Origin of the sequence: Microbacterium alkaliflavum (assembly GCF_044325405.1) — a bacterium.
GTDB classification, from domain to species: domain Bacteria; phylum Actinomycetota; class Actinomycetes; order Actinomycetales; family Microbacteriaceae; genus Microbacterium; species Microbacterium alkaliflavum.
Genome location: NZ_JBIQWL010000001.1, coordinates 285,174 through 298,497, shown reverse-complemented (window position 1 = coordinate 298,497; position 13,324 = coordinate 285,174). Strand labels below are relative to the sequence as shown.

The 13,324-nt window shown below is 69.1% G+C and carries 10 protein-coding genes, 2 tRNA genes and 1 pseudogene; 4 read left to right on the top strand and 9 right to left on the bottom strand.

The features are described 5' to 3' along the window. Nucleotides 1-295 precede the first annotated feature (295 nt). The 4 genes and pseudogenes from ACH3VR_RS01260 to ACH3VR_RS01245 form a co-directional block, all read right to left on the bottom strand. On the bottom strand, nt 296-2,686 hold the full coding sequence (locus ACH3VR_RS01260) for a coiled-coil domain-containing protein (RefSeq protein ID WP_396638930.1): 2,391 nt from the start codon (nt 2,684-2,686) through the stop codon (nt 296-298). A gap of 692 nt (nt 2,687-3,378) precedes the next feature. Further along, a pseudogene (locus ACH3VR_RS01255) lies at nt 3,379-3,988 on the bottom strand (recombinase family protein). Nucleotides 3,989-4,155: 167 nt separating this feature from the next. Then, a complete protein-coding gene (locus tag ACH3VR_RS01250) occupies nt 4,156-4,353 on the bottom strand; it encodes a hypothetical protein (protein WP_396638929.1) in 198 nt (65 codons plus the stop codon). A gap of 603 nt (nt 4,354-4,956) precedes the next feature. Next, on the bottom strand, nt 4,957-5,325 hold the full coding sequence (locus ACH3VR_RS01245) for an NUDIX hydrolase (RefSeq protein ID WP_396638928.1): 369 nt from the start codon (nt 5,323-5,325) through the stop codon (nt 4,957-4,959). A 94-nt stretch (nt 5,326-5,419) separates the two neighbouring features. Between ACH3VR_RS01245 and ACH3VR_RS01240 the strand changes: the two genes are divergently transcribed. The 3 genes from ACH3VR_RS01240 to ACH3VR_RS01235 all read left to right on the top strand — a co-directional run bounded on the left by ACH3VR_RS01240 (nt 5,420) and on the right by ACH3VR_RS01235 (nt 7,606). Continuing rightward, nucleotides 5,420-6,901: an SDR family NAD(P)-dependent oxidoreductase gene (locus ACH3VR_RS01240; protein WP_396638927.1), complete on the top strand. Its 1,482-nt coding sequence runs from the start codon at nt 5,420-5,422 to the stop codon at nt 6,899-6,901. Next, complete coding sequence (locus ACH3VR_RS23345; RefSeq protein WP_449566852.1) at nt 6,895-7,122, top strand: putative acetyltransferase; 228 nt, start codon at nt 6,895-6,897, stop codon at nt 7,120-7,122. The genes ACH3VR_RS01240 and ACH3VR_RS23345 overlap by 7 nt, the downstream gene beginning before the upstream one ends. 73 nt (nt 7,123-7,195) lie before the next feature. Continuing rightward, a complete protein-coding gene (locus ACH3VR_RS01235) occupies nt 7,196-7,606 on the top strand; it encodes a hypothetical protein (protein WP_396638926.1) in 411 nt (136 codons plus the stop codon). Between the two features lie 262 nt (nt 7,607-7,868). On the opposite strand, the gene ACH3VR_RS01230 is transcribed toward ACH3VR_RS01235, so the two are convergent. From ACH3VR_RS01230 to ACH3VR_RS01215, 4 genes are all read right to left on the bottom strand, one after another. Further along, a tRNA-Met gene (locus ACH3VR_RS01230) sits at nt 7,869-7,942 on the bottom strand. Between the two features lie 36 nt (nt 7,943-7,978). Then, nucleotides 7,979-8,050: transfer RNA gene (locus ACH3VR_RS01225), tRNA-Thr, on the bottom strand. Between the two features lie 68 nt (nt 8,051-8,118). Beyond that, a complete protein-coding gene (locus ACH3VR_RS01220; protein WP_396638925.1) occupies nt 8,119-9,483 on the bottom strand; it encodes a M23 family metallopeptidase in 1,365 nt (454 codons plus the stop codon). A 336-nt stretch (nt 9,484-9,819) separates the two neighbouring features. Continuing rightward, nucleotides 9,820-10,614, bottom strand: a complete 795-nt coding sequence (locus tag ACH3VR_RS01215) for an inositol monophosphatase family protein (protein ID WP_396638924.1) — start codon at nt 10,612-10,614, stop codon at nt 9,820-9,822. A gap of 33 nt (nt 10,615-10,647) precedes the next feature. Here ACH3VR_RS01215 and ACH3VR_RS01210 point away from each other — a divergent pair, with 33 nt between their 5' ends. Continuing rightward, entirely contained in the window at nt 10,648-12,210 is a 1,563-nt protein-coding gene (locus tag ACH3VR_RS01210; protein WP_396638923.1) for a phytoene desaturase family protein, read from the top strand. A gap of 39 nt (nt 12,211-12,249) precedes the next feature. Here ACH3VR_RS01210 and ACH3VR_RS01205 read toward each other — a convergent pair whose 3' ends face one another. Then, nucleotides 12,250-13,317, bottom strand: a complete 1,068-nt coding sequence (locus tag ACH3VR_RS01205; RefSeq protein WP_396638922.1) for a hypothetical protein — start codon at nt 13,315-13,317, stop codon at nt 12,250-12,252. Nucleotides 13,318-13,324: the final 7 nt, after the last annotated feature.

Sequence of the window (13,324 nt, the reverse complement as noted above, 5' to 3'; positions counted from 1 at the left end):
CGGCCCGTCGGCACCCTCGAGAAAGCCTGGCCCTTCAGGCTTCAGACGAAAGGCCGCAAGAATCGCGCGGACGCTCATGCGGTGAGCGTACCCCGCGCTTCGGAGCCCAGCGATCCGGCATTCTCCGAGCCTCATCGAATGCGACGCGCAAACGGCCGCGAACACCTCGACAAGAAGGTGTTCCGTGATTCATCTGGTCTTCGTCATTCCCGAAGGCGAGTTCGTGGCCGACGATCTCGAGGATCACCGCGGCCTGCCGGTCCCCCTCCTGCCCTGTACACGTCGCCACCCCGGGTCAGGCGGCGCAACCGCCGAGCACGATGGTGCCGTCGAGTGCCTTGATCTTGTCCTGCACGCCGCCGAGCTTGTCCTGGAGGCCCTTCACCGTTGCCTTCTGCGCAGCGATCGCGTCCTTGTTGGCCTTCTTCTGGGCCTCCAGGTCGCGTAGCACACCCTGGGCTGCGGTGAGCTGGGTGTCCAGAGTCGTGAGCTGGATCTGCAGTCCGGCCATTTCCGCTTCGGCGGCGGTGACGTCGGCGTTGAGATTGTTCAACTGGGTCAGCAGCGGAGCGACCCGGCCCTGCAGAGCCAGGACATCACCCTCCGCGGCGGCGATCTTGCCGTTTACGTCGGTCAGCTGCGCGAGCAGGCTGTCCATTTCCCGGTCCAAGGCGACGACGTCGGTCTGCTTCGCCGCTACCGCCGTCTTCGCGGCATCCCATTCCGCCTGCAGGCCGGGCAGCTGACCCTGCAGGTCAGCGATGTCTTGCTTCTTGGCGTCAACGGCCCTGGAGGCCGCATCGAGCTTCTGCTGGGCATCCGTCAGCTCGGCATTGCGCGCACCGAGGATGAGCTGCTGATCGGCGATCTCCTGCTTGGCGGCGGCGACCCCGTCGACCAGGTCGGGCAGGGCCGCCTCCAGGTCCGCGACGACCCCGGTCTGCGCGGCGACCTTGCCCTCGGCGGTAGTGACCGCGTCCTGCAGGGCCGGGAGCTGACCGGTCAGGATGTCGAGCTGGGCCTGCTTGCCGGTGACGGCCTGGTTGGCGGCAGTGACCGCGGACTCCAGCGCGGCCAGCTGGCCCTGCAGGGCCCCGATCTCCGCCTGCTTGCCGGCGACCGAGGTCTTGGCCGCATCGAGCGCAGCCTGCAACGGAGCAGCCTGCTTCTGCAGCTCGCTGCTCAGCGTCTGCGCGGCCGTCAGCTGCGCGTTCAGGCCGTCGACCTGCCCCTGCAGTGTCGCCAGGTCGCCGGAGAGGCCGGCGATCAGGGTGTTCTTGTCGGCGATCTGCGTGTTCACGGACGCCAGCTGCGTCTGCTTGGCGGTGCGCTGGTCCTGCAGTTCCCGCTTCTCCTTGGAGTTGCCGTGGATCGCGTCGATCTGCGTCGTGAGCGCAGCGATCTGACCCTCGAGATCCGACTTCTGTGTCTGCAGGGCAGCGAGCTGGCCCAGCGTCTGATTGCGCGCCGTCTCTTTGGCCGCGATCTGGGCGTTGAGCGTGCTGATCTGGCTCTGAAGGTCCGCGATCGCAGCGGCGTTGGTGGCGATGGCGGCCTGGTTGGCGGCGACCGCGTCAGAGGCGGCCTTCTGCCCCGCCTGGAGGGTGGCGAGCTCGCCCTGCGCCTTGGCGATCTCCGCGTCCTTGCCGGCCACCGCGTCCACGGCGGCCTGAGCGGCGCCCTGCAGGTTGGTGAGCTCGTCCTTCGCGGCGGTGACTTCCGTCTGCTTGGCGGTCACCGCGTCGGTGGCCGCCGTCGCAGCCGCTTGGAGCGACGAGAGCGCTACGTGAGCGTCCGCGACCTTCGCCTGCTGGGCGTCGAGCTCGGCCTGCGCCGCGGCCCCGGCATCCTGAAGCTCCGCGAGCGTCGCCTCCGCCGTGGTGACCGCGTCCTTCGCGGTTTCGACGCTGGTCGCGGCCTCCTGGGCCTTTGTCGTCAGCGTCGCCAGCTCCGACTGCGCCACGGTGATCTCCGCGTCCTTCCCTGCGACGGCGTCGCCGGCAGAATCGGCGGCCGCCTGCAGGGCGCCCAATTGTGTCTGGGCTGCAGCGAGGTCGGCGGCCTTTGCGTCAACCTGGCGCTGGGCGTCGTGGGCCAGCTTGTCCAGGTCCGCCTTCACGGCCTGCGCCGCCTTGACCCGTTCCTGGAGGCCCGCGAGCTCGGAGGCGATCCCGGTCTGCTGCGCCTTCAGGTCCGCAAGCGCCTTGTCCGTGTCGGAAAGCTGACCGGCGACATCGGCCTGCTTCTTCTTAACCTCACTCAATACCGCCTCGGCGGTCTTCATTTCCGTGTCGAGCTGCGCGTCCTTCGCGTCAGACTCAGCGAGCTGGCGATTGATCTGGTCGATCTGCGCGTTGAGGTCGGCGGCCTGACCCTGCAGGGCGGTGCGGTCCGCCGTCAGCGTGGCGATCTGGGCGGCGTTCTTCTTCGCCGCAGCCTTGAGCAGGTTCTCCTGCACGGTGCCACGGTGCGCGAGCTGGTTGACGACCCCGTTGCAGATCCCATTCGCGGGGCTGGCGGCGAGTGCCGGGCTGCCCGCGAGGAGCATGCCGGCCAGGGCGGCCGGCACAAGGACCGCCGCCGCGATGCGCTGGCGCGGAGACGTCCACGCGGTGGCCGGCTGTGCGCGGCAGGCGAGGGAGGCGACTGCGGTCGTGGTGACCGCGGTCTCAGTACTGCGGAACATTTGGTTGGTCTCACTTCTTCGTGGGAGTTCGGGTCGACGCTCGACATCACGGGCGTCTCCATTCGGGTTCTATCGCATTGTAAATGAGGCTGTCTGGGTTTTCTATCCGACTACTAACGACTGTGAATAGCGCAAGTCCGCCGCGGGACGTCACGGCTTGCCCCGTGATGGCTCGGCCCCGTCCACGACCACCGGCAAGACCGGGGCAGGTGCAGGTCGCGGCAATGGACCAAAACCGATCCGCGACGGGACGACCTCCGGGAAGCCCCACGAGACGAACCTGCTGTGATCGCGGAACCGCCGATTGCACGCTGAGGGTGCGATATTCGTCCGCAGTTGAAGCGGTTCCTACGTACCCAGCATGGAACGCTCGACAAGGAGCGGACCTGGCTGGACGACGTGGGACGTCGGCCAGACGCATCCCCGATCGTGAAGGGAATCCGTGAGACGCTGGCGATGCTCGGCGCCTTGTTGGCGTTCCTGATGGCGGCCTACGTCGGGCTTCTGATGCTCGCAGACAAACGACGCGATTCGAGCCCAGATCCAAGACCTCGAAGCGCGCCTGACTGCCGAGTGGCAGTCGGCGACCGCGGAGAACGTCGCCGACGAGAAGGCCGAGACCACTCGACTCACCGACGAGCTCACGAAACGCATCGTGGACGAGACCAGCGGCCGCAGCTGGAGGATCCCCGTTAGTAGACGTGGGCTTCGTATGAGGCACGGAGCAGTTCGCGGCGGTGGAGTAGCTCGCGATACACGGTCGCGCGCGAAACGCTGAACAGCTCAGCGATCTCAGTCTGGGTGTACTCGCCTCGGTCCTGGATCTCGTAGAGGAGTTTGCGCTGCGCGGTCGACAGCTTCGGCTGTTTGCCCTTCAGCCTTCCTTTCGCGCGTGCGACGGCCATCCCTTCCCGAGTTCGCATGCTGATAAGGTCGCGTTCGAACTCAGCCACCATGGCGAGCACGTTGAACAGCAGCCGCCCGACGGGATCGGTGGGGTCGTACCGGCTTCCGCCGAGACTGAGCGCGACCCCCTTCGTGGTGAGTTCATCCGCGATCTCGCGCGCGTCACGCAGCGACCGCGCCAGCCGGTCGAGCTTCGTGACGACGAGCGTGTCCCCGCCCTCGCACGGCGGCGAGGGCTTCCCGCAAGCCGGGTCGCGCGCGATTCGTGCCGGTCAGCCCGTGATCGACGTAGATGTGCGCGTCCTGAACGCCCAGCCGCAGCAGGGCGTCCCGTTGGGCGGTGAGGTCTTGATCCGTGGTCGAGACCCTGGCATAGCCAATCTGTATTCCATCCATCCGCCCAGCGTCGTGCCAAAGGGGTCAGCGGGCGATTGGCGAAGCCCACATCCGGCGTAGCGCGGATATGGATCGTGCTGGGCGTAGATCGCTGGGCTGAGAATCCTCGACGGGATGCGGATGTCGTCGCGGATACCGCGGATGGTAAGCGACTCGCCTCGACCGCGTTAGTAATCGGGATGGCCGTCCTTTTCGACATCGAACTTCGTCTCGAGGGCCGCCCACTCTGTGAGGACTTGGTCGAGTTGGCGGAGAAGCCATTCAACTGTCACCGCGCCATCGTTTCTCAACTGGTCCAATTGGGTTCTGCGCTCGTCGACGGTGCCCTTCAGGTCTGGCAGCGAGCTGCGGGGAGCGTCGTCCATGGGGGTTCCTTTCGTGTTCGAACCTGTTCATTGCACCCGGCGGTCGCATGGCTCATTCGAGACGGAAGGAGTGGTCGTCGATCACCTTCCCGCGGCCGACGGGTGTGTCCGGACCTTCGAAAGATAGCGCCGCCTCCTCCCCCTGGCTATAGAGGCAGGTGCGCCGCTTCAAGCGTGAGCCCGGACTGCACGATCCGCTTTCGCGCAGTGCGCGAATACGGATCCAAATGAACGCACCGCGACACGCGCGCCACGTACCCCTGCACGCGGTGCACGTTGAAGATCCAAAGCGGACGCGCTTCGCTACACGGCAGGTGCCCCGTGCGCGCACTGCCCGTATGCGCACGGCGGGTACCCCCACCTCGACCCGGGAAGGTCGCCGCGCCCTGGGACGGCGAGCGGGCCCACCGCGGGGACGACGGCGACCTCTACAGTTCGATCCCGACTACTTCGACACAGCCATGGTCCCGCTCGAGCGTCGCAACGCGATGACGGTCTCGATCACCGAACGCCGCATGCCTCTCGAATTGAACGGCAGTTCCTTCAAGTTCGATATCACACGACCCCGCCTCAGCGCTCCGCGGTCGAGGAGCGGGAGTCGAGTCAGGGGAGGAAGTTCTCTCGCGCGAGAGGCGCGACTTCCAGTTCCTCGGCATCCGCCCGCGCGACCCAGCGCAGATCCTCGATCTCCGCCGCGATCACCGGCAGCTGGTCCCCGATATCGACCTCGAAGACGTCGGCCACGACCAGGAATCCCGGCTCATTGGCCGCCGCCGCGGTGAACAATCCGAGCGGGCGCAGGTCCGCAGCATCCACCGACAATCCCAGCTCTTCGAACAGCTCGCGGCTCAACGTCTCGGCCGGGGTCTCGTCAGGTTCAGGCTTGCCCCCGGGCTGCATGAATGCCGTGGTGCCGGCTTTGCGCACCAGCAGCAGCTCGTCGCGGTCGTTCACGATGACCGCGGCGGACACACGGATGCTGCGCGCCCGAGCCAGCTCCGGGTTCGAGGTGCTCACGAAGGCACGCTAACAGGAAGAGCCGAAACTGCCCGGCGTAGAATCACGTGTGCTTCCCGATTCCCCCGCGCCTTCCGACCTGCCGCCGAGCGGCATCGACCCGGATGATCTGGAGACCACCCTGCGGGTGCTGGGCAGCATGGCCGGCGTCGACGAGACGCACCCCGACTACATCGCCGTGCGCCGTGCGACCGCCGCGATGTTCAAGGCGGTGAAGAAGGTGCGCCGCCGGGAGATCCGCGAGGCGATCGCCGCCGCCGACCGCGCGGTCGTCGCGGCCACGGCCACCGGCGCGCCCGACCGCATCGACGACGAGACGCGCGGCATCCCGATCTCGAGCTCCACCACCGCTCCGACCGCCGGCACCCTGCTCAAGCCGCGCTCCTGCTACATCTGCAAGCGGCCCTACACGGTGGTCGACGCGTTCTACCACCAGCTCTGCCCCACCTGCGCGGCGATGAGCCATGCGAAGCGCGATGCGCGCACCGACCTCACCGGCAAGCGCGCCCTGCTCACCGGCGGCCGCGCCAAGATCGGCATGTACATCGCGCTCCGGCTGCTGCGCGACGGCGCGCACACCACGATCACGACCCGCTTCCCGCGCGACGCGGTGCGCCGGTTCAACAGCATGCCCGACGCCCCGGAGTGGATCGACCGGCTCAAGGTCGTCGGCATCGACCTCCGGGATCCGGCCCAGGTGATCGGATTGGCCGAGGATGTCGCGGCCGCGGGCACCCTCGACATCCTCATCAACAACGCGACGCAGACGGTGCGCCGCTCGCCCGGCGCGTATCAGCCGCTCGTCGACGCCGAACTCGCTCCGCTGCCGGACGGCCCGCTCCCCGAGCTCGTCACCTTCGGGCACACGAACGACCAGCATCCGCAGGCGCTGGAGCGCTCGGTGAGCGCGCACCCGATCCTCGCCGCAGCCGCCGCGCGCGCCGACGAACTCACCGAGCAGGCGATGGCCGCGGGGTCGAGCTCGCTCGAGCGCCTCGCCTCGGGCACGGCGATCGACGCGGGCGGGCTCATCCCCGATCTCGACCACACGAACTCGTGGGTGCAGAGCGTCGACGAGGTCGATCCGCTCGAGATGCTCGAGGTGCAGCTCGCGAACACCACCGCCCCGTTCCTGCTCGTCTCGAAGCTGCGCGCGTCGCTTGCCGCGAGCCCCGCGCGGCGCACCTACGTGGTGAACGTGAGCGCGATGGAGGGTGTGTTCAATCGCGGCTACAAGGGTCCGGGGCATCCTCACACCAACATGGCCAAGGCGGCCGTCAACATGCTGACGCGCACGAGCGCGCGCGAGCTGTTCGAGACCGACCGCATCCTCATGACCAGCGTCGACACCGGCTGGATCACCGACGAGCGCCCGCACCCGACCAAGGTCCGGCTCGCCGAGGAGGGCTTCCACGCTCCGCTGGATCTGGTCGACGGCGCGGCTCGCGTCTACGACCCGATCGTGCGCGGCGAGGCCGGCGACGACCTGTTCGGCGTCTTCCTCAAGGATTACGCCCCTGGCCAATGGTGAACCTGCCCGAGCCCGGCCATCGCGTGGTCGTACGCTACATCCTCCCGACCGGGCAGGCGACCGACGCGCTCGGTGAGCTTCTGAGCACGGACGCTATGACGATAACCGTCTCCGGCAAACGCGGCGTCGAGCGCATCCCCCGTGGCGCGATCATCGCCGCGAAGGAGGTCCCTCCCCCGCCCGCCCCTCGCCCTCGGCGCAATCCATCCTCCCAGCCGTAGACCTCGCTCACGGTCGTTGTGCCACCGGCTGCGTGCGCATCGGGATCCCTGGCGCGGTCGCATTGCCTGCGCGATGATCTTCGTGAGCGGTCCAGCATCCTGGAGGTGGAAGTTGCCTTTCCGCACCCTGATCATCCTGCAGTCGTGGGTGGACGAGTTCGGAGATCGGGGCGCTCCTGCGCTGAGTTCGATCCGCGTCATCCCCCAGGACGGCGCGGCAGGCGCCGACACGGGATTGGTGGCCGTCCGGATACCCGACTCCCCGACCGTGATCTACATCGAACCTCCGCCCAGGGGCAGCCCACTGGAGTGGACCATCACGTTCGAGCCGCGCGAGGAAGCGGTCACCCTGGGCGCTCACGCCGTGGCGAGGATGGCGGTGGAAGTCACCGCCTTGGCGGACTTGTGCATGTTCCTCCAGCAGAAGTCGGAGGCGTTCCTCGCTGAGTATCACCGCGATCGGCCCACCCCGTCTGACTCCTGAACAATCGAACGCACCAGAGCGCATTCACGACGAACCGTCCGTGCCGCAGTCCGCGGATACCTATCGTTCGACGTGTCGCGGTATGAGCAACGCGAGGCGGTTCTCGCCGACTGGCTGGATCGCGAGCGAGCCGTGCTGGAGCAAGTCAACCTCTGAGCTGTCGCGTCGCGCGGAGCCTCTGCGGAGCGGGACCGCCTGAAGCGGATTCACGACGACCGGACCGGATACGAAAGAAGCGCCCCACATGGGGGCGCTTCGTTCGTAGCAGGAGCGGGGCTTGAACCCGCGACCTCACGATTATGAGTCGTGCGCTCTCACCAACTGAGCTACCCTGCCGCAAGGCATCCGTCGGTCACGAAATCAGATGCTGCGAGCCCCGAGTCAGGATTGAACTGACGACCCCTTCCTTACCATGGAAGTGCTCTGCCACTGAGCTATCGGGGCGTGCTACCCGCGAGCGGGCAACTAGACGAGGATACCAGAGCCGAGGCATCCCTCTTAATCGGCGCGGGTCACCAGTGGTCGAGGCTCTCCCGGCCCGCGTACTGGCGGAGCCACGCGATCGGGTCGATCGCGGTCGTGCCGTTCTGCAGCACCTCGAAGTGGGTGTGCGCGCCGAACGAGTGGCCCGTGTTCCCGGTGTTGCCGAGGATGGTGCCGGCCTCGACGTGCTGGCCTTCCTTGACCTTGATCGAGTTGTAGAGCATGTGCGCGTAGCGCGTCGACACGAGCTGACCGTCGATGATGTGGTCGATGATGACCTCGACGCCGTAGCCCCCGCCGCTGTTGGTCGCAGTGCGCACCGTGCCCGCCGCGATCGACTGGATGTCGGCGCCCTCGCCGGGCACGAAGTCGGCGCCCTCGTGGAACTCGCCCGAGCGCGGACCGAAGCCGAACGTGATCGGAACACCGACCGCGAAGGGCCACTGGATCGCCGCGTTCGGGTCGTTGACGTAGAAGTCGGAGTAGTTGGTGATGCCGTCTTCCGCCGCGATGTCGCCCATCGAGGCGATCGAGTAGTTCTCGTTGCGATCGAGGGCCGCGCTCTGGATGTCGCCGGGCGCGACGTAGGCCTGGATGTCCTCGGTGGCGACGTCGGTGCCGGTGTTCTCGTCGGCGAAGATCGAGGTCGAGTCTCCGGAGACCGCTGCAACCGCGTCGGCGGGCGTCGTCATGCCGACGGTGAGGAGTCCGACGATGCCCATGACGCCGACGGAGAACGACGCAGCGGCGAGCTGGCGTCCGCTGCGGCGCTGACGGCGAGTCGCGACGTGCGCGACCGGCTCCTCGGCGGGCGCCTCGGCCTCGGGCTCGGGAGCGGCGCTCTGCACGGGCGTCTCACCCGTGAACGCGAAGAGTCGCGCGGCGAGCTCGAATTCGTCGACATCGGATGCCGCCGGCTGGGGCTCTTCGAGCCGCTCGGGCTCGTCGTCCGACGCGAGCTCGTCGGCCTGAGCGGGCTCGTCGAGCTCGAGTTCGGCGGCGGGCTCGATGAGCTCGAACGACTCAGTGGGCGTCAGCACCGGCTTGACGGGAACGAGAGGCTGCGGCTCGACGGCCACGGCGGCGGCCGCTGCGGCCCACGCGACGGCGGCCGCGGGGACGACGGCCTCGACGTGCGCGGGAGCCTCGTCGGCCTCGGGAGCGATCGGCTTGGGCGCCGTGCGGACGCGGCGGCTCGCACGCGTGCCGGGGCGCTCGACCTCAAGAACCGGCAGGGATTCGGGCGCGGTCGTCTCGGCGACGACGGGCCCGGCCACGACGGCTTCGGCGACGACCGGCTCGGCGACGATGGTCGCGGCCACGATCGGCTCGATGACGAACGGCTCGACTTCGGCTGCACCCGGCCCCGACCACACGGTGCCCTGAACGGACACGCGCTGCGCACGCTGGTCTCGACGACTGGGCGTTGCCTCCGGAGTCTCCGGCGTCGCCTGAGCAGGCTTGGCGGAGGGGCGGCTGGAACGGCGCGTGGGCGCAGGCTCAGCCATGGAGGGGAAGGGCAAAACGCAGGGCTCTCGGGTCGGAGTCGCTCGGGGAACAACGAGGGGCGGACGTCGGGCTCTGATCACCGTGCCGTTCGGGCGGCGTCGGTAACGATCTCATAAACACTACCGCGCGCGATCTGGGAATGCCGTGTACACGACACCCTGTGACCTGATATATCGGGGGTTCCCAGCCGAAAACCGGGCGATTTTCGGCCTTTTTCTGCGCTAATCGGTCGCGAGCGTGAGGATCTTCTCATACAGCACCGGCGCGGCAGCGACGAAGAGCGCGCGGCCGTGCTGGTCGGCGGGAAGACCGCCGACCATTCCGCCGGCCTCCGTGACGAGGAGCGCGCCGGCCGCGTGGTCCCACGGCGCGAGACCGCGTTCGAAGTAGGCGTCGAGGCGGCCGGAGGCGACGAACGCGAAGTCGAGCGACGCCGCGCCGATGCGCCGGATGTCGCGGGCGAGCGGCATGACGCGGGCGAGCCGGGCGAGATCGCCGGCGTGCGTCTCGGGGCGGTAGCCGAATCCCGTCGCGATGAGGGCACCGGCGCTCGAGGGCTCGGCGTTGACGGCGAGCCGGGTCTCTCCCAGCCAGGCTCCCTCGCCGCGCACGGCGTGGAAGAGCTCCCCCGATGCCGGGTTGAAGACCGCGGCGGCGAGCGCCTGCCACGACCCCGGCACGGGTTCACCGGCGACGGCTGCGATGCTCACGGCGTAGGACGGGATGCCGTACGCGTAGTTCACGGTGCCGTCGATGGGATCGACGACCCACGTGATGTCGGTCTCGCCGCGCTCGGCGCCCGACTCCTCCCCGAGGAACCCGTCGTCGGGCCGCGCGGAGTTCAGTCGCTCACGGATCAGCAGCTCGACCTCGCGGTCGGCCTCGGTCACGATGTCGGCGAGCGCCGACTTCGTCGCGGCGATCGCGACGCCCTCGGCCCGGCGCCGCAGGGCGAGCTCCCCTGCTTCGCGCGCGATCTCCTGCGCGATGGACTCCAGTTCCTGTGCGAGCGGCATGCCCCCACGCTATCGGGAGCGGGTTACCGTGGCGTGGTGAAGACGGGCATCCACGACGTCGTGATCGTCGGCGGCGGCCACAACGCCCTCGTCGCCGCCGCCTATCTCGCCCGCGCAGGCAGAAGCGTCGTCGTGCTGGAGCGACTCGACCGCGTCGGCGGCGCGGCGGTGTCGGAGCGACCGTGGCCCGGCATCGACGCCCGCGTCTCGCGGTATTCGTACCTCGTGAGCCTCCTCCCCCGGCAGGTGCTCGACGATCTCGGCCTGCGCATCGGGCTGCGCCGCCGGCGCTACTCCTCCTACACACCGGATCCCGCCGATCCCCGCCGGGGCATCCTCGTCGACACGGCGGATGCCGCGGCCACCGCGGAGAGCTTCGCCCGCGCGACGGGCGACCGGGGCGAGGCATCCCGATTCGCGACGTTCTACCGGCGGCTGCATCCCGTCGCGGAGGCGGTCTTCCCGACGATGACCGGCCCGCTCCCCCGTGCCCACGAACTGCGCGCTCGCATCGGCGACGAGGCGCTCTGGGCGGGGCTCGTCGAGGCGCCGCTCGGCGAACTGGTGCGCACATCGCTCGCGACCGATCTAGCACAGGGCATCGCCCTCACCGACGGCCTCATCGGGACGTTCTCGCACTCCGGCGACGAGAGCCTGCGGCAGAACCGCTGCTTCCTGTATCACGTGATCGGGGGCGGCACCGGCGACTGGGACGTGCCCGTGGGCGGGATGGGTCGCGTCACCGCAGAGCTCGAGCGAGCGGCTCGGGATGCCGGCGCCGAGCTTCGCACGGGCGTCGAGGTCACGGCGGTCAGCCCCGACGGAGAGGTCGAGATCGACGGCTCGGAGCGGCTGCACGCGCGGCTCGTCCTGAGCGGCGTCGGCCCGGCGGCGCTCGCAGGTCTCCTAGGGGCCGAGCAGGCCCCGCCCGAGGGCGCTCAGCTCAAGGTCAACATGCTGCTGCGCCGGCTTCCGCGACTCCGCGACGAGTCGGTCGCGCCGGAAGCGGCGTTCGCCGGCACCTTCCACATCAACGAGACGCTGACGCAGCTCGACGCCGCGCACCGAACGGCGGCAGGTGGCGGCATCCCGAATCCGCTCCCCGCGGAGATCTACTGTCATTCGCTGACGGATGCGTCGATCCTCGGCCCCGAGCTGCGTGGCTCGGGCGCGCACACCATGACGCTCTTCGGCCTGCAGGTGCCGCACCGGCTGCTCGACGGGAGGGATCCGGATGCCGCGCGCGCGGAGCTGCTGCGGGCGGCGCAGGCGAGTCTCGACTCGGTGCTCGCCGAGCCCATCTCCGACTGCCTGTACGAGGCCGCGGACGGCACCCCGTGCGTCGAGGCCAAGACCACCGGCGATCTGGAGACATCGCTCGGGATGAGGGGCGGCGACATCTTCCACGGCCCCCTGTCATGGCCGTGGGCGGATGACGCCGAGGCGCTCGACGGGCCGGCCGCCCGCTGGGGTGTCGCGACGGCGAATGACCGCGTGCTGCTCGCGGGTTCGGGAGCGCGGCGCGGCGGGGCCGTGAGCGGCCTCGGCGGACACAACGCGGCCATGGCGGCGCTCGAACTGCTCGACTCGGTCTGACGCGCACGCGCCGCGTCGATCACGAGGCAGGTGCCGGTATCAGGGCCGCGGCGGCAGCGGCGGAGGCGGCGGGTAGCCCTCGTATCCCGGACCACCGGGTCCCTGCTGCGGCGGGTATCCGGGGTCTGCCTGCGACGGGTACCCGGGGTCTGCCTGCGACGGGTACCCGGGGTCTGCCTGCGGCGGGTATCCGGGGTCTGCCTGCGGCGGGTATCCGGGAGTCGCCTGCCCGGGGTACTGCTGTCCCGCATCGGCCGGCGACCAGCCCTGATACGGCGGCGCAGGCGCACCGGCGGGCGCCACCGGGGCGAGCGGCGCGACCGGAGCGATCGCCTGCGGCACCGTCGACGGGTAGCCGGTGTAGTAGGCGTTCCAGTCGGGGCTGCCGTCGTAGAGGACGGGAAGCGGGGTCACGCCGTCGGCGTAGGTCGGCCACGCGTGCACGGGAGGCGGAACGAGCGCTGCGCGCGCGGGGCGCTTCGGCCCGAAGAGGGCGTTGACGAGCGGGACGAGCGCCGTGCCGACGGCCGCGAGGATCGCGATGGCGACGACGATCCGCCAGTAGAGCGACGGAAGGTCGAGGTAGTCGAAGAACGTGAGCGGGATGACGAGCATGAACGCGAGCACGACGACGAGCCCGATCGTCACGAACGTGGCCACCCGGGTGAACGGCGTCACGAACCGCAGGTGCGCCTTCACCATGAGGCGGGCGTGCAGCAGCGCGAGCTGGAGGATCAGCACGATCAGCAGGAACGCCACGAAACGCCCGAAGCCCGTGCCGTAGTAGTAGAACCGGTACGGCGTCGGGAGCCAGATGAGGATCGCCCCGGCGAGGAGCGTGAGCACCCACGTGATCATGCTCGCGAGCGCGAACCACGCCGGCCGCCGCGGCGCCAGCCGCGCATCCAGCAGCGCAGCGCCGGCGAACGCGGCGAGCAGCAGGATCGTCAGGAAGGCCCGCCCGACGATGTCGTTGTCGGTGCCGACGAGCACCCACACGACGCAGACGATCGCAGCCACCACGAGCGCGCCGATCGCCACCCACAGCGAGACGCGGATGAGGCTCGAATCTGCGCTCCCACGGCGCGGGTTCTCGGGCACGGTCATCGTGTTC